This window comes from Microbacterium sp. C-MGS6 (assembly GCF_058140415.1).
On the sequence record NZ_CM176934.1, the window covers coordinates 655,457 to 670,067 of the forward strand.

Consider the following 14,611-nt stretch of genomic DNA (forward strand, 5'->3'; position numbering starts at 1 on the left):
GTGCGCCGCCGGTGCGGAGCTGTCCTTCGAGGTGCTCGTGGAGGTGCTCATGGGTTTACCACCGTTTCTGGAACTTGTTGCGGATGAAGATGGCGAGGGCGTTCATCAGGATGAGGACGGCGAGCAGGAGGAGGCTTGTGGCTCCGGCGAGCTCGTGGAATCCCTCCTGCGGGCGTCCGGTCCAGTTGAAGATCTGGATGGGGAGCGTGGTGTAGCCGCTGAGCAGACCGTTCGGATCGAATGTGATGTATACGAGCGCACCGAGGACGAGCAATGGGGCTGCTTCGCCGAGAGCTCGTGACAGCGCGAGGATCGAGCCGGTCGCGATACCTGGGACCGATGCGGGAAGCACCTGCCTCCACGTTGTCTGCCATTGTGTGGCCCCCAACGCCAGCGAGCCGTCGCGGATCTCCCGGGGCACGGCGCGCAACGCCTCCCTGGTGGCGATGATGATGACCGGGAGGATGAGGAGCGTCAGCGCGAATGCTCCACCGATGACGATGTTCTTATTGGTGACTCCGAGCATCGACAGGAAGGCGAGGGCGAGGAGACCGTAGACGATTGAGGGGACAGCGGCGAGGTTTTGGACGTTGAGTTCGACGAACCGGTTGAACCAGCGTTTCCGGTCGGCGAACTCCTCGAGGTGCACGGCGGCGGCGATGCCCAGGGGGAGCGTCATCACCGCGGTGGCACCAATCGCCCAGACTGATCCGAGGATGGCCGGACGAGCGCCGGCCTCCTCCGGGTCAGCGGAGGGGAAGTTCGTCACGAGGTTCCAGCTGAGCTTGTTCTGCCCGGTGATGAAGATGGTGATGAGCAGTGTGACGAGCACGGCGAACGCGACGAAGAGTGACAGCCAAAGGAGCAGGAGGAAGATCAGCGCGGTGGGACGCAGTTCGCCGTTTCGGCCGGTATTCAGCGGCCGGGTCGCGTTAAGGACGCGGGACTCGGGAGTCGTGGGCGCGGACATCAGTAAGCCTCCCGGAATCGGCGAACGAATCGGATGCTGATGAAGTTGATGAGCAGGGTGATGAGGAACAACAGCAGTCCGACAGCGAAGAGGGTGTTGTACTCGAGGCTTCCGACGCGGGAGTCGCCGAGGGCGGCGTTCGCGATGAAGCCGGTCATCGTCTGCCCTTGCTCCAGCGGATTACTCACGAGCTGCGCCTGACTACCCGCAGCGATTGCGACAATCATCGTTTCTCCGACGGCTCGGGAGATTCCGAGAACCACGGCGGCGACGATGCCAGACAGCGCGGCCGGGAAGACCACGCGGAGAGTGGTCTGCATGCGGTTGGCGCCAAGAGCGGCACTTCCCTGACGGAGCGCGCTGGGGACAGCAGACATCGCGTCCTCTGCGATGGATGCGATGGTGGGGATGATCATGACTCCCATGACGAGGCCGGCGGCGAGGACGCTGAACGCCCCGGTGGGGAGCTGCAACCAGTCGCGGAGGACGGTGCCCTGCACGAACTGGAGAGCGAAGAACCCGTAGACCACGGTCGGGATACCCGCGAGGATCTCCAGCAGGGGCTTGAGCACCTTGCGCACTCGCGGTTTCGCGTACTCCGCGAGAAGGATCGCCGCACCGAGGCCGAAAGGAACGGCGACGAGGAGCGCGATGACGGTGGTCCACAGGGTTGCGGTGACCAGGGGGAGGACGCCGAAGGAGGCGTCCGCGAATCGGGGGGCCCAGCGCGTACCGAAGAGGAACTCGAACGGTGAGACCTCCGCGAAGAAGCTCAGGGACGGAACCAGGAGCGCGATGACGATGCCCACGGTCGTGATGACCGTGATGGCTGCAGCAAGGCGCAGACAGAGTTTGATGAGGAACTCACCGGGCCGGCGGCGGCCGGCGAAAGACGAGGAGGGGGCGGGGGCCCGGCCGGTAGCCGGGCCCCCGGGCCGCTCAGTGACGGTGGTCATGGGTAGCGTCCTGAGCGGTCGGGTCAGCCGAGCGAGGCGAGCTCGTCAGCAGCCGTGGTGACCTGCTCCTCGGTGAGGGGCACGAAGAGTGCGCGCTCTGCGATGTCGAGCGAGTTCGCGACGTAGAAGTCGATGAACGCCTTCACCGGCTCCTTGTCGACGTACGACGCGTTGTTGACGTAGACGAACAGCGGGCGGCCGAGCGGCGTGTACGTGCCGTCCTGAACGGTCTCGGTGCTCGGCATCACGCCGTCGACCGCGACAGCCTTGATGACGCCCTCGTTCTCTTCGACGTAGCTGAGTCCGAGGAACCCGATGGCGCCGACGTCACCTGCGACACCCTGGATGGTGATGTTGTCGTCTTCCGAGGGGCTGTAGTCGGTGCGGATCGCGCCCTCTTCGCCGTTGATGGCGTCGGTGAAGTAGTCGAACGTGCCCGAGTCAGTGCCTGCACCGAAGAGCGTGATTGCCTGGTCGGGGAAGCTCGAGTCGACCTGGTTCCAGTTGGTGATCTCGCCCTCGGCCTCGGGGCCCCAGATCTTGTTCAGCTGCTCGACGGTGAGGTCTTCAGCCCAGTCGTTCTCGGGGTTGACGACGACGGACAGGCCGTCGTTGGCCGCGATGATCTCGGTGTACTTGATGCCGGCGGCCTCGCACTCAGCGGCTTCTTCGTCCTTGATGGCGCGGGAGGCGTTGGAGATGTCTGTCTCGCCGGCGCAGAAGGTCTTGAAGCCTCCACCGGTGCCCGAGGTGGCGACGGAGACGTTCACTCCGGCTTCCTCGTCGCGGAACAGGTCAGCTGCGGCCTCCGTGAGAGGGGCGACTGTCGACGACCCATCGGTGTTCACGGAACCGGTCAATCCGCCCGATCCTTCACCGGAGCCGGCGGATTCGCCTGCGCTCGGCTGCCCGCCACAGGCGCTCAGCGCAAGAACGCCGATGACCAATGCTGTGGAGGCGAAGATCTTTGCTGTGGTCTTTCGCACGATTGCTTCCTTCATCTCAGACTCGTGACAGGCGGCCGATAGACCGCCTCGAATAGATGGTGATCTATTCGACGTATTGATAGAAGGTCATCTATGTGAACGTGAGGTTAACGGACTTGGAAGAGCGCCCGCGGATCGCAGGCAGTCGCTCGGCGGACCGTCTAGGAGAACCGGGCGAAGGCGAGTGAGATCGCCGCGAGCCCGACGGCGATGAGAGCCATGGCGGAGTAGGAACCGGTGGCTACTGCGAGAAGCGGACCGAGTGCGGGGCCGAATGCTCCGATGAGCGTTATCGGGGCAGCGAAGATCCCGTTGATGGCGCCGTAGTTGTGGGTGCCCCAGCGGTCCGCGATGGCGGAACCCTGGACAAGCGTCTGAGCGCCTCGCACGGCTCCGGCCACGATTCCGATGAAGACCAGTAACCACGGTGGCCCAGGAACCAACGCCAGGAGCGCGAGGGACCCAACGCTGAGGCCAGCCGTGACAGTCAAGGGGACCCATGGCGCGGCAGTGTGCGGGACGGCCACATAGAGCAGGCGGCCGACTACCTGCCCTGCGCCCAGGAGCCCGAGGGCCCAGGCTGCGAGCTCGTAGCTCATGCCCTTCTCAGTGAACAGAGGAATGAGAGCGAGTGTGACGCTGAAGAGCGCGGCTGCGAGAGCAAGCGTCGACAGCTCGAGCATCCAGAAGCGCCGGGTGCGCACGACCGTGCTCACCGTGTGAACCTCTGTGGCATCGTCATATCGAACGGGAGACCAGGTGCGCTCGAGGCTGAACCAGTGCAGAGGCACGGTGGTGAGGAGCAGAAAGCCAGCAAGTATCAGGAACATCGTGCGCCAGTCGATGACACCCAGGAGGCCGGCGACGACGGGAGCAAAGATCGTGGACGCGAGCCCGCCGGCCAACGTCAGAATCGTCATCGCGCTACGGCGTCGCGCCCCGTATCGCCGAGCGATGACAGTGAACGCGGCCTGATAGAGCACCGCCGATTGCGCAACACCCGCCACAACCCACCCAGCCGTGAAGATTACGAGATCCGGTGCGAGGGCGACGACCACGAGGCCGAGTGGACCGAGGATGCTCCCGGCGGTCATGATGAGGCGCGGGCCCCGCTCGTCGAGCCATTTGCCCACGAACACGCCGGCGGCCGCGGATGCGACAAGGCCAGAAGAGAATGACAGGGTTACCAGGGCCACGGGCCAGCCCGTGTCATCCGCGATTGCCGGAGACGCGACAATCAGCGCATCGAACAGGATCCCCCAACTGATGACCTGCCCCACCGAGAGCGCAGCCAACCGTCCGCCCAGGCGAGGCGGAGCACTAACTGCGCTCACACTGTGCGGAGAGCGTCGGCAGCAGCATCCATCGCGTCGCCGTTGAGAGCGAAGTACGCCCACTTGCCGCGCTGCTCCCGTGTGACCAGTCCAGCATCCGCAAGGAGCTTCATGTGGTGAGAGACGGTGCCCTGCGAGAGGCCGACTGGCTCGGTCAAGTCGCAGATGCACGCTTCCCCACCCGCGCCAGCAGCGATGAGGGACAGTAACCGGACCCGCGTCGGATCGCCGAGTGCTTTGAACACCCTCGCGACGCGCTCGGCTTCCTCGGCAGTCAGCGAGGATGTGATTCGCGGGACGCAACAGGTCGTCGCTTCGATTGTCGTTGGCAAGCTCACGGATCTAGTCTGACACGTATTGACAATCTTCGATAGATGGACGACAGTCGTTACATTGAAGAATTTCGATTTGAGGAGATGTGATGTCTGAGCTTCCTGTCGTCGTCATCGGTGCAGGGCCGCAGGGTCTCGCTGCAGCGGCGCATTTGGTCGAACGCGACGAGAACGTCCTCGTCGTTGAGCGCGGGCACGGCCCTGCCACTGCAGTCGCCGAGTGGGGGCATGTGCGGTTGTTCTCGGCATGGCCGGAGCTCACGGACGCAGCTGCGCGACGCCTGCTCGAGCCCACAGGATGGAGCGCACCCGCCTCCGGGTATCCGACCGGGGCGGAGTGGGTGAGCGGGTACCTGGCGCCGCTCGCAGGCGCCTTGGGCGAGCGAATCCGCTACGCGACGACCGTCACCGGGGTCGCCCGCCAGGGCCGCGACAAGGTCGTCGACGCAGGGCGCCGGAGCCAGCCGTTCGTCGTGCACACCGTCGACGCCGCGGGTAACGAGTCCCGCCTCCTCGCCCGCGCCGTCATCGACGCCAGCGGCACATGGGGTCTCCCGAATCCCGCTGGGGCGGATGGATTCCCCGCCCTCGGCGAAACCGCAGCGTCCGACCTGATCTCGTACCGCATCCCCTCCGACGTGTCAGAACTTGCCGGTTCGCATGTCGTCGTCGTGGGAGCGGGACACTCGGCCACGCATGCCGTGCTGCGCCTGAGCGAGTTGGCCCGCCGGTCGCCGGGAACGCGTGTGACCTGGCTGCTGCGCAGAGGGAGTGCCGCAAACGTCTTTGGTGGCGGAATCGGGGACGAGCTGCCAGAGCGCGCCGCGCTCGGCTCCCGCGCGCGCAAGGTAATCGACGACGGGGTCATCGACCTGGTGACAGGGTTCCGCGTCGCCGAGTTCCAGCGAGGCGTCGACGGTCTGACAGTCGTCGCCGAAGATGGGCGCGAGGTGACGAATGTCGGGCGAGTAATCGCGCTCACGGGCTTCCGCCCTGACACCGGGATGCTGCGGGAGCTCAGGATCGACCTCGACCCCACGCTCGAGGCGGTCGCAGGCATCGCTTCCGAGATCGACCCGAACATCCACTCCTGCGGATCGGTGTCGGCAACCGGAGCGAGAGAGCTGGCGCAGCCGGAGCAAGGGTTCTTCATCGTCGGAGTGAAGTCCTACGGGCGAGCCCCGACCTTCCTCGCATTGACTGGGTTCGAGCAGGTCCGGAGCGTCGCAGCGCACCTCGTGGGCGACCACGAGGCAGCCGCCCGTAACGAACTCGCTCTCCCTGACACCGGTGTGTGCGGTGGATCCGGTACCTTCGACGACAACGCGGGTAGCTGCTGCGCAGCCCCCCAGACCCTGCAGATCGGCGCGCGGCCTGTCACCGTCGGCTGATTGCAACTCATGAGGGGTGGGGCTCCCGAACCGAGCCCCACCCCTCAGTACTTAGCTGACGAGCCGAGCCGCCAAACCACGCACCTTCGCGTCGATGGCGTCGCGGAGTTCTCGCACGCCGTCGGCCTCCCAGTTCGACGGATCCGGGAATGACCACTCGACCAGCTCTCCACGCACCTCACCCGGGAGCGGGAGGCCCGGCTTCATCAGGACCACGACATCGGCCGCATCGAGATCTTCCACTGTCACCGCCCGCGGCGTGGCCGCTGACGTGTCAATTCCGAGCTCGTGCAGTGATTCCGCGATGGCAGGGTTGATCTTTTCCGCTGGGCTGATTCCCGCACTCCTCGCCACCAGTCGCTCATCGCCGACGTGCCCGAGAAGATGAGCGCCCAGTTGTGAGCGCCCCGCATTGTGCTTGCAAATGAACAGAACCGTCTTGGGCTGGGTCATTCGTCGTCCTCTGATTCGCTGGGTATCTTGATTGCTTCAACCGCATGATCCGTCCGGCAGGTGACGAACAGGTGAACTCCGCCAGGAGCAGTTGCAATCGGTATCGATGGATGTCAATATAGACACATGTCGATTCAAGAGGTTGAGCTGGTCATCATCGGGTCTGGCCCTGCGGGATACACCGCGGCCGTCTACGCCGCGCGTGCAGGTCTCGCTCCCGCAGTCCTCGCCGGTTCCGTGACGGCGGGCGGCGCGCTGATGACCACCACCGAGGTCGAGAACTTTCCCGGCTTCGTCAACGGCGTGCAGGGACCCGAACTAATGGAGTCGATGCGCGCTCAGGCCGAGCGCTTCGGTGCCCGCATCCTCCTCGACGACGCCATCCGGGTCGACCTCGACGGGCCTATCAAGACGGTCGAGACCGGCGCTGGAGAGACCTTCCTCGCCCGCGCCATCATCCTCACCATGGGCTCCGCTTATCGCAAGCTCGGGCTGCCGGATGAGGATCGACTCACCGGCCACGGCGTCTCCTGGTGCGCCACATGTGACGGCTTCTTCTTCCGTGATCAGGAGATCATCGTCGTCGGCGGCGGAGACTCCGCGATGGAGGAGGCACTGTTCCTCACCCGCTTCGCCTCGAAGGTGACCGTCGTGCACCGCCGGGAAGAGTTCCGCGCGTCGAAGATCATGGCACAACGCGTGCTCGACCACCCGAAGATCGAGGTCGCCTGGAACAGCGAGGTAGCCGGCCTCGTCGGCGCTGAGAAGGTCGAAGCCGTCACACTACGCGATACCGTCACCGGCGCCGAGCGGAAGTTGTCAGCCACCGGAGTGTTTGTCGCCATCGGCCATGACCCGCGGTCCGAGATCGTCACCGGCCTCGTCGACACGGATGCCGACGGCTACGTGCTCGTGGAGCACCCCTCCACCCGCACGAACCTTGCGGGAGTCTTCGCCGCCGGCGATCTCGTCGACCACACCTACCGCCAGGCCATCACCGCCGCAGGCACCGGATGCGCCGCAGCACAAGACGCGCAGCACTACCTCGCTGCCCTTGACGAGTCCGCACCAGTACCGACCGAGACCGAGGAGGTCTTCGCATGAGCGTGCCCATCACTGTCACCGATGCCACCTTCCAGGCCGAGGTCATCGACTCCGATATCCCCGTCGTCGTTGACATCTGGGCCACCTGGTGCGGGCCGTGCAAGCAGGTCGCGCCCCTCTTGGATCAGCTCGCCGCCGAGTATGACGGCCGAGTGAAGATCGTCAAGCTCGATGCCGACCAGAACCCCGAGACGGTGACCGCTGTCGGTGTCACATCCATTCCTACCCTCGGCTTCTACACGGCAGGCGCGCGCGTCGACATGCTCATCGGCGCCCACCCGAAGCCCATCATCGCCGAGAAGATGGAGGCGCTCCTCGCATGAGCACCACAACCGCCGACATCCCCACCATCGCCGCCCCGGCGACGCGCCGCCTGTCGAACCTCGACCGGTGGTTGCCGCTCTGGATCGGCCTGGCCATGGTCGGCGGCATCGTCATCGGTCGCTTCATCCCAGGAGTGTCCGGCCTCCTGGCCAGCCTCGAGGTCGGTGGAATCTCGATCCCCATCGCCCTCGGCCTCCTGGTGATGATGTATCCGGTTCTCGCGAAGGTCCGCTACGACAAGGTCGCCGCGGTCACCGGAGACAAGAAGCTCCTCATCTCCTCCCTGGTGCTCAACTGGGTCATCGGCCCGGCGCTCATGTTCGTTCTCGCCTGGGCGCTCCTCCCGGACCTGCCCGAGTATCGCACCGGGCTCATTATCGTCGGCCTCGCCCGCTGCATCGCCATGGTCGTGATCTGGAACGACCTCGCCTGTGGCGACCGAGAAGCCGCGGCAGTGCTCGTCGCCATCAACTCGGTCTTCCAGGTCTTCGCCTTCTCGCTGCTCGGCTGGTTCTACCTGACGGTTCTGCCCGGTTGGCTCGGGCTCGACTCGCAGGGCCTGGAGATCTCGGTCTGGCAGATCGCGCTGAACGTGCTGATCTTCCTCGGCATACCCCTCGTCGCCGGATTCGCCTCCCGCTTCATCGGGGAGCGCACGAAGGGACGCGACTGGTACGAAGACCGCTTCCTCCCGAAGATCGGCCCCTGGGCCCTCTACGGTCTCCTCTTCACCATCGTGCTGTTGTTCGCTCTTCAGGGCGAACAGGTCACCAGCCGCCCCTGGGACGTCGCTCGGATCGCGCTCCCATTGCTGGCGTACTTCGGGATCATGTGGTTCATCGGCCTCTTCACCGGCAAGGTGCTGGGGCTCGGATACGCCCGCTCGTCGACACTTGCGTTCACGGCGGCCGGCAACAACTTCGAACTCGCCATCGCCGTCGCCATCGGCACCTTCGGCGCGACCTCCGGCCAGGCCCTCGCCGGGGTCGTCGGCCCGCTCATCGAAGTCCCTGTTCTCGTCGGACTCGTCTATGTCTCTCTCTGGGCGGCCCGACGCTGGTTCCACACCGATCCATTCACCGCTGAAAGGATGTAGACATGAACGCCGTGCTGACCACCCAGGGCGACACCTGCAGTCCCGTCGCCAGCCACGCCATAGGCGTCGATGCGGCCACCTCGGTCGCCTCGACTCTGAAGGCGCTGTCGGATCCGCTCCGACTTCGAATGCTGTCCGCCATCGCGTCCGACCCTCGCGGGGAGTCGTGCGTCTGCGACCTCGCAGAGCTCGCCGACGTCGCCCAGCCGACGGTCTCTCACCATCTGAAGGTGCTGAAGGACGTCGATGTCCTCACCTCCGAGCGGCGTGGAACCTGGGTCTGGTACCGGATCAACCCGAACCGGCGCAGCGCCGTTACGGCCCTGCTGGAATCCTTCGCGCCCGCGACGCTCGCGCCGTGGAGTGTTCCCGACGGCCACGATGAGCCACGGCCCGACTTCGATGCGCGGGTGACCCATCTCGCAGATGAGCTCGCAGCGGAAGTCCCCGAGCTCGACCCCAACGTCGTGCTCACCATCGTTCGCGAGTCCTACACGGCCCTCGCCCGCACCGCACGAGTCACCTCAGCACTCGTGCCACTGACCGAGCGCTTCGCACGTCAGCGACTCGCCGACCTCACACGCGACCGCGACTCCGCTGTGCCCCAGGTGCTCTTCGTCTGCGTGGCCAACGCTGGGCGTTCGCAGCTCGCCGCCGCGCTCGTCAACAAGCTGGCGGCCGGCAAGGTCGTGGCTCGCTCGGCAGGATCGGCCCCCGCCGACGTCATCCACCCGCACGTCCGGTCGATTCTCGCCGAGATCGAAGGAGACGCTGCCGCCGAGCGCTTCCCGAAACCTCTCACCGATGATGCCGTCCGCGCAGCAGATGTCGTCATCACGATGGGCTGCGGAGATGTCTGCCCGATCATCCCGGGCGTCCGCTACGACGACTGGGCAGTCGGCGACCCTGCCCTCGCGTCGCGCGATGGTGTCGAAGCCATCCGTGACGACATCGCCGGACGCGTGCGCGCGCTCGTCGACGACCTTCTTTCTTGACCAACCCCTCGCACCAGGAGCAACCATGACTGACACGACCACCAAGCCCTCCGTCCTCTTCGTCTGCGTGCACAACGCCGGCCGCTCACAGATGGCCGCAGGCTTCCTCCGCGACATCGCCGGCGACCGCATCGAAGTACGCTCCGCTGGCTCCATGCCCGCCGACCAGATCAACCCGACTGCCGTCGAAGCGATGAATGAGCTCGGGATCGACATCACCGCCGAGCAGCCCAAGATCCTGACGACCGAGGCCGTGCAGGCATCCGACGTCGTCATCACGATGGGTTGCGGCGACGCCTGCCCGTTCTTCCCTGGCAAGCGCTACGAGGACTGGAAGCTCGACGACCCGGCCGGCCAGGGCATCGATGCCGTGCGTCCGATCCGGGACGACATCCGTGCGCGCATCGAGCAGTTGGTGAGCGAGCTGGTCTAAAGACCAGTCAGAACCAGCTGAAGCTTCAGCGGTTCTGATCTGTGCGCTCGAGGACGGCGGCGATTCTGACGACGTCTTCGAGCGTGAGACCCACATGCTTGTTCGGCCGCACGACGAACGAGGGAACCTCGGTCATTGCCGTGAGCCGTCGTGCGGCATCTTCTGGCGCACGGTCGTCCGCCCAGGCGACGGCGGAGGGCTTCACGTCGCGCACGTAGGAGATCAGGCTTTGCAGTCGCCAGCCCTGTTTCGGCCAGTTCTGCCAGGGCACGTAGGGGCCTGAAAGCTTGCCGCGAAGAGGCCCCTGGATGAGCCAAGCGACTTGATCGTGAGGCCACGTTGTCAGCCATGCCACGTCAATCTGAGAACCCTCGACGAGTTTGTGGAGTGCATCGACTACGTCATCATCAACGCTCATCCACGAACGCCATTGCGGCTGGTCTTCATGCAGAACGCGCTCTTCGTTTCGGTAGATCCGAGAAATGGTCCCGTCGACGTCGAGCACGAGAAGCTTGCGTTGGGGTTGCCGAGCTGACGGTGGCACTCTGTCGGCTCCTTGTGGTCATCGTGCGGCGAGTTGGACGCTTAGAGCGGAGCATCCCAGGTCGTGATCGCGAGCTCGACGCGCTCTTCCTCGAATGTGTTCACTGTAATGCGGGCATAGTTCCCGGACTGCAGGCGGATGCAGACGCGTCCATCCAGGCGATGAGGCTCGATCGTTTTCGTGGGGGCATACCCGGTGGCGACGGCGCAAGTCTCATAGGCGGCTTTTCCTTCGGGAAGTAGGAGCACATCGATATCCCACAGTGAGGTCAGAACTCCGTCCCGGGACTGGAGGGTGTCCTTCTGGATCCGATCAGCACCGTTCCCGAAGTTGGGGAGCGTGGAGTTCAGATCTATCGAATCGCCGCCGTCGGCCAAAGTTACGGTGCCGATGTTTCGTGCAGCAGGCACTTGCTCCGGCGGGATGCTCGGCGGGAGCGCAGCCAGGAGTTCCCGGTTCTCTGCGCGGAGGTCCTCGATGATCTCCTCGCGATCAGTGAGCAACGCCTCGGCGGACGCCACATCTTGGTGAAGCCCGTTGATCGTGGCGTTGAGATGAGCGACATCGGAGTTCAGGTTGGTCACCCATACGCCGAGCGCGATGCTCACGATAGGAGCAACGACGGCGAGCGAGTTCGCGATCACGCCGAGGACGCTAGAGTGTCGACCCAATCGAAGATTGCCGCGCTCGACGCGCGAAGAATTGAAGGACGTCTGAGGCATGAAATCGCATACTGGGGCGTGCCATCGACATCGTCGCACCACTGACCGCTTACGTATGAATCAGCTCACGGACACCGCAATCCGATTCGAATCGTTGCTCAGACAACCTCCCGCGCGCACCCGGATGGCGCAAGATGTAAGCGGGAGGCGATGCCCATGAATCTCTACCTCGTGAGGAACCCTGACGGCGTGCCTGTCTGGGTTGCGTTCGAGAGTGACCAGGAGCGCCTGTACACGTACGTGCAAAACTCCGGAAGATTCCATCTGAACCCGGGAATCTACAATGACTTCTACTTCGAACACAAGATGACGTACGAACCATTGGACGAGGCGGCCGCGGAGGAAGCGATCCTGAGCGGTCTCGGCCTCCTGGACGAACGCACGGTATCCCACATCATCGGGCGCTACCACCGGGATCCGGACGCCATCTCACCCGAAACGGTGTTCGTCCATGCCCTCGAATCATCGGGCACCACAGCCCAAGTCAGAAGCGAGGCGAAAATCCAAGACCCCTAGCGTCGAGCTTTCGCGCTAAGCGCCAATCTGGCGCGACCGCCCGCGATCGCGGAGTTCGGGTACGAACGTCTAGGCCCACGGACCGGGACGTGACGGGTCGAGACATGGCGCAGGATGCAAGAACCCGAACGGTGATGGACGAGCTCACGCGCCTGGCAGCGGCGGGATTCCTGTTTCCATCAGCGAGAGCGCATCAAGGATGAGATCCGCTGTCCGTTCCGTGATGAACTCAGTCCAGTCGTCCGTGAACAGCTGTTCTGGTATCAGTTGTGAATGAAGGATCGGGCCGATGTTCTTGCCCATCAAGCCTCGGTAAGAGGACGGAGCCTTATCGGAAATCTCACGGTTCTCGGATCTGCTTAGGAACGCGAAGTTTGCGAGGCAATCGATGCGAGCGCCCTTGAGATCGACGCCCTGCCTAACCAGGTATGCCTTTGGGAAGCAGTGATGATACTCACGGCGGTTTGGCTCGGCGAGCACCTTATCGAGGGCGATTTGGTTACCGCTCAATAGCGATCGGGGATGATGAGCGGCAAGCTGCAGGATGAACGCCTTCGTTGCAACCGTTCCCGTGTTGAAGCCGCGCGACGTGTAGAACGAGGGATCGATGCTCGAGGTGACGTCGTCCAGGGTGTGTGGCTGGTCTAGGCGGAGCTTGACGGCCTGCTGAACATCCGATTTCACGTTCCGCGACGGGTTGCCGCTGTACCGATGTGTAAACGACGTGCGCCAAAACCAACGTACGAGGGCGTCGCGGTGGTGGGCCGGAACCGATTTGCCTTGCCGCTGAGAGAAATATGCAGCAAGCGGGATCAGCAACGCCGAGTACGGCAAGAACTTCAGGTGCCGAACTTGGAGGTTGCTTCGTAGAAAGTCAATGGCCGCGTCCAGCGCCTTCGACACCGAGTCGAACTTGTCGCGCACCTCAGCACCGTTGACGTCAATGAGCGCCGTGGGAGAAGGGTCACCTCGAAGCACGGCAGCCGCGCACCGAAGCATCAGGTCGTTATCGGTGCCGACATCTTGAAAGCCGAACTCTTCAAATCGCTCCGCGAGTGCCTCGAACTTTGCCTGTAGATCGAAGTCTTCACTCCAGGTCCAAGCTGTCAGCAGTTGGAAGGTGTCGAGCTTGATCCCGAGCCTGTTCACACGTTCAAAGACGATAGCCACGCTGGCTCTGTTCTCTTCAACGAACGTCTCGACGGGGATAAGAGTGCCCGCGAACCGAGACTGGGCGTTGACAATTTCTGTCAATCGATCGTCATCCAGGCGCCGCTGTTCGAGAGCAAACTTCACCGGGTCGAAGAAAGTGCGCAGTGCGAAGTGGCGCTCTGGGTCAACTGCGGCGGAAGGGAGAGCGACAAACTTCGAGTCTTGGGCATCGGCCTGCGCTTCGAAGTCGTAGTAGATCGGAAGCCAGACCGCGGGGTCCTCCGCCTTTGCGGGCAGAGCGGTCTGGAAAGTTGCAAAGATGCTGGTTATTCGCTGCTGCCCATCGAGGACGTAGTCCAGCGGATAGTCCGCCTCAGGGTTTGGTAAGGCAAAGCCTCCAAGCTCCTTTTCGGTGCGTAGCTCCGTGCGAGTTCGCCAGAGCAACACGGATCCGAACGGATATTGCTTGTAGATCGAGTCCATCAAGAGTGCGGCGCGCTCGGGATCCCACACGAAGTTCCGCTGGAACCCCGGAACGCGTATTTCGCCGTGCATCACACGTTCGATCAGTCGTTGGATCTGCATGGGTTCACCCATTTCTTACCTCATCCGTTAGGGGGTACCGCGCCGTTTCAACCTGATGTTCTTCACCACTCGTAGACCGCTGCTCCGCCGATCGTGCGTGTGGGCCGCTTCACCGTTCCGCCGAGCAGATCGACAACGTCCCCGCCGTCGATGTGCTCCGAGCCGCCTCGCGTACCCATGTTCTCGATGACACCCGAGACGTGAAGGGACCCCGCCAGCCGTCCGCCACGTTTGACGATGACTCGTCCTCCCTTCGCAACGTGAACGCTTCCACTTTGCTTGCCCCGAACTGTGACCGTTGCCTCGCCTGCAACATGGAGCGAGCCGGTGTGGGAACCGCTGATGATGACCTGGGCGCCAGGCTCGACCTGCAGTGAACCACTGTGTGAAGCACTCGGACCGATCGTGAAGACGCCGGAGTGGACACATATGCCACCGCTGTGAGAGCTCCGGAGCGTCTCATCCGTCTCGACGATCTTCCGAGGAACCGTCGTCTGCGAGCCGTCAGGGCCGATACGGATGTCGTCGTCGTGTGAGTGCATCTGCTTCCTTGCAGTTCGAGGTGTGAATTTCCAGAATAGGGCGGTCGGTGCCGGCGCAGGGGCCATGAAACTCACATGACTAAGTGCCCGCACCAGCTCGGCGACTGCGCCCTGTGACTTCCGCCAACGTCGCCGACGTCATTTCTGGGGCTCTAATGGATTGAGGATGAGCTATC

17 protein-coding genes are annotated in these 14,611 nt (G+C 63.8%); 7 read left to right on the forward strand and 10 right to left on the reverse strand.

The annotated features are described in order from the left end of the window. Positions 1–55: 55 nt before the first annotated feature. From pstA to AC3B5L_RS03150, 5 genes are all read right to left on the reverse strand, one after another. The gene (gene pstA, locus AC3B5L_RS03130) at positions 56–970 is read right to left on the reverse strand and encodes a phosphate ABC transporter permease PstA (protein ID WP_136054607.1); all 915 of its coding nucleotides are present in this window, start codon (positions 968–970) and stop codon (positions 56–58) included. Further along, entirely contained in the window at positions 970–1,926 is a 957-nt protein-coding gene (pstC, locus tag AC3B5L_RS03135) for a phosphate ABC transporter permease subunit PstC (RefSeq protein WP_136054606.1), read from the reverse strand. The genes pstA and pstC overlap by 1 nt, the downstream gene beginning before the upstream one ends. A 23-nt stretch (positions 1,927–1,949) precedes the next feature. Next, positions 1,950–2,912, reverse strand: a complete 963-nt coding sequence (locus tag AC3B5L_RS03140) for a PstS family phosphate ABC transporter substrate-binding protein (protein WP_240747072.1) — start codon at positions 2,910–2,912, stop codon at positions 1,950–1,952. 161 nt (positions 2,913–3,073) lie between these two features. Beyond that, complete coding sequence (locus tag AC3B5L_RS03145) at positions 3,074–4,207, reverse strand: MFS transporter (protein WP_490096212.1); 1,134 nt, start codon at positions 4,205–4,207, stop codon at positions 3,074–3,076. Between the two features lie 35 nt (positions 4,208–4,242). Beyond that, on the reverse strand, positions 4,243–4,584 hold the full coding sequence (locus AC3B5L_RS03150; RefSeq protein WP_136054603.1) for an ArsR/SmtB family transcription factor: 342 nt from the start codon (positions 4,582–4,584) through the stop codon (positions 4,243–4,245). A gap of 83 nt (positions 4,585–4,667) precedes the next feature. Between AC3B5L_RS03150 and AC3B5L_RS03155 the strand changes: the two genes are divergently transcribed. Beyond that, the gene (locus AC3B5L_RS03155; protein ID WP_136054602.1) at positions 4,668–5,969 is read left to right on the forward strand and encodes an FAD-dependent oxidoreductase; all 1,302 of its coding nucleotides are present in this window, start codon (positions 4,668–4,670) and stop codon (positions 5,967–5,969) included. Between the two features lie 51 nt (positions 5,970–6,020). Here AC3B5L_RS03155 and AC3B5L_RS03160 read toward each other — a convergent pair whose 3' ends face one another. Continuing rightward, positions 6,021–6,422: an arsenate-mycothiol transferase ArsC gene (locus tag AC3B5L_RS03160; protein ID WP_136054601.1), complete on the reverse strand. Its 402-nt coding sequence runs from the start codon at positions 6,420–6,422 to the stop codon at positions 6,021–6,023. A gap of 126 nt (positions 6,423–6,548) precedes the next feature. Between AC3B5L_RS03160 and trxB the strand changes: the two genes are divergently transcribed. The 5 genes from trxB to AC3B5L_RS03185 are packed head-to-tail and all read left to right on the forward strand — an operon-like array spanning position 6,549 to position 10,374. Next, entirely contained in the window at positions 6,549–7,526 is a 978-nt protein-coding gene (gene trxB / locus AC3B5L_RS03165; RefSeq protein WP_136054600.1) for a thioredoxin-disulfide reductase, read from the forward strand. Then, positions 7,523–7,849 carry a thioredoxin gene (trxA, locus tag AC3B5L_RS03170; protein WP_136054599.1) on the forward strand — a complete coding sequence of 109 codons (327 nt, stop codon included), beginning with the start codon at positions 7,523–7,525 and terminating at the stop codon, positions 7,847–7,849. The genes trxB and trxA overlap by 4 nt, the downstream gene beginning before the upstream one ends. Continuing rightward, positions 7,846–8,946: an ACR3 family arsenite efflux transporter gene (gene arsB, locus AC3B5L_RS03175; RefSeq protein WP_136054598.1), complete on the forward strand. Its 1,101-nt coding sequence runs from the start codon at positions 7,846–7,848 to the stop codon at positions 8,944–8,946. Before trxA ends, arsB begins: the two co-directional genes overlap by 4 nt. Positions 8,947–8,948: 2 nt before the next feature. Beyond that, positions 8,949–9,941 (forward strand): metalloregulator ArsR/SmtB family transcription factor, encoded by a 993-nt coding sequence (locus AC3B5L_RS03180; RefSeq protein ID WP_136054597.1) that lies wholly within the window; start codon positions 8,949–8,951, stop codon positions 9,939–9,941. A 25-nt stretch (positions 9,942–9,966) separates the two neighbouring features. Further along, positions 9,967–10,374 (forward strand): arsenate reductase ArsC, encoded by a 408-nt coding sequence (locus AC3B5L_RS03185; protein ID WP_136054596.1) that lies wholly within the window; start codon positions 9,967–9,969, stop codon positions 10,372–10,374. 25 nt (positions 10,375–10,399) lie between these two features. Here AC3B5L_RS03185 and AC3B5L_RS03190 read toward each other — a convergent pair whose 3' ends face one another. Further along, the gene (locus AC3B5L_RS03190; RefSeq protein ID WP_136054595.1) at positions 10,400–10,879 is read right to left on the reverse strand and encodes an HAD domain-containing protein; all 480 of its coding nucleotides are present in this window, start codon (positions 10,877–10,879) and stop codon (positions 10,400–10,402) included. Between the two features lie 80 nt (positions 10,880–10,959). Then, complete coding sequence (locus tag AC3B5L_RS03195) at positions 10,960–11,562, reverse strand: hypothetical protein (RefSeq protein WP_136054594.1); 603 nt, start codon at positions 11,560–11,562, stop codon at positions 10,960–10,962. A gap of 234 nt (positions 11,563–11,796) precedes the next feature. On the opposite strand from AC3B5L_RS03195, the gene AC3B5L_RS03200 reads away from it, so the two are divergent. Further along, the gene (locus tag AC3B5L_RS03200) at positions 11,797–12,156 is read left to right on the forward strand and encodes a hypothetical protein (protein ID WP_136054593.1); all 360 of its coding nucleotides are present in this window, start codon (positions 11,797–11,799) and stop codon (positions 12,154–12,156) included. A 144-nt stretch (positions 12,157–12,300) separates the two neighbouring features. On the opposite strand, the gene AC3B5L_RS03205 is transcribed toward AC3B5L_RS03200, so the two are convergent. Both AC3B5L_RS03205 and AC3B5L_RS03210 read right to left on the reverse strand, forming a co-directional pair. Then, positions 12,301–13,905 (reverse strand): DUF262 domain-containing protein, encoded by a 1,605-nt coding sequence (locus tag AC3B5L_RS03205; RefSeq protein ID WP_136054592.1) that lies wholly within the window; start codon positions 13,903–13,905, stop codon positions 12,301–12,303. A gap of 50 nt (positions 13,906–13,955) precedes the next feature. After that, complete coding sequence (locus tag AC3B5L_RS03210) at positions 13,956–14,435, reverse strand: hypothetical protein (RefSeq protein WP_136054591.1); 480 nt, start codon at positions 14,433–14,435, stop codon at positions 13,956–13,958. Positions 14,436–14,611: the final 176 nt, after the last annotated feature.

Bases quoted from the DNA above. Each gene is read 5' to 3' on its own strand.
- pstA (WP_136054607.1), bottom strand. From the start codon at position 970: ATGTCCGCGCCCACGACTCCCGAGTCCCGCGTCCTTAACGCGACCCGG.
- pstC (WP_136054606.1), bottom strand. From the start codon at position 1,926: ATGACCACCGTCACTGAGCGGCCCGGGGGCCCGGCTACCGGCCGGGCC.
- AC3B5L_RS03155 (WP_136054602.1), top strand. From the start codon at position 4,668: ATGTCTGAGCTTCCTGTCGTCGTCATCGGTGCAGGGCCGCAGGGTCTC.
- AC3B5L_RS03160 (WP_136054601.1), bottom strand. From the start codon at position 6,422: ATGACCCAGCCCAAGACGGTTCTGTTCATTTGCAAGCACAATGCGGGG.
- trxB (WP_136054600.1), top strand. From the start codon at position 6,549: ATGTCGATTCAAGAGGTTGAGCTGGTCATCATCGGGTCTGGCCCTGCG.
- trxA (WP_136054599.1), top strand. From the start codon at position 7,523: ATGAGCGTGCCCATCACTGTCACCGATGCCACCTTCCAGGCCGAGGTC.
- arsB (WP_136054598.1), top strand. From the start codon at position 7,846: ATGAGCACCACAACCGCCGACATCCCCACCATCGCCGCCCCGGCGACG.
- AC3B5L_RS03180 (WP_136054597.1), top strand. From the start codon at position 8,949: ATGAACGCCGTGCTGACCACCCAGGGCGACACCTGCAGTCCCGTCGCC.
- AC3B5L_RS03185 (WP_136054596.1), top strand. From the start codon at position 9,967: ATGACTGACACGACCACCAAGCCCTCCGTCCTCTTCGTCTGCGTGCAC.
- AC3B5L_RS03200 (WP_136054593.1), top strand. From the start codon at position 11,797: ATGAATCTCTACCTCGTGAGGAACCCTGACGGCGTGCCTGTCTGGGTT.
- AC3B5L_RS03205 (WP_136054592.1), bottom strand. From the start codon at position 13,905: ATGGGTGAACCCATGCAGATCCAACGACTGATCGAACGTGTGATGCAC.
- AC3B5L_RS03210 (WP_136054591.1), bottom strand. From the start codon at position 14,435: ATGCACTCACACGACGACGACATCCGTATCGGCCCTGACGGCTCGCAG.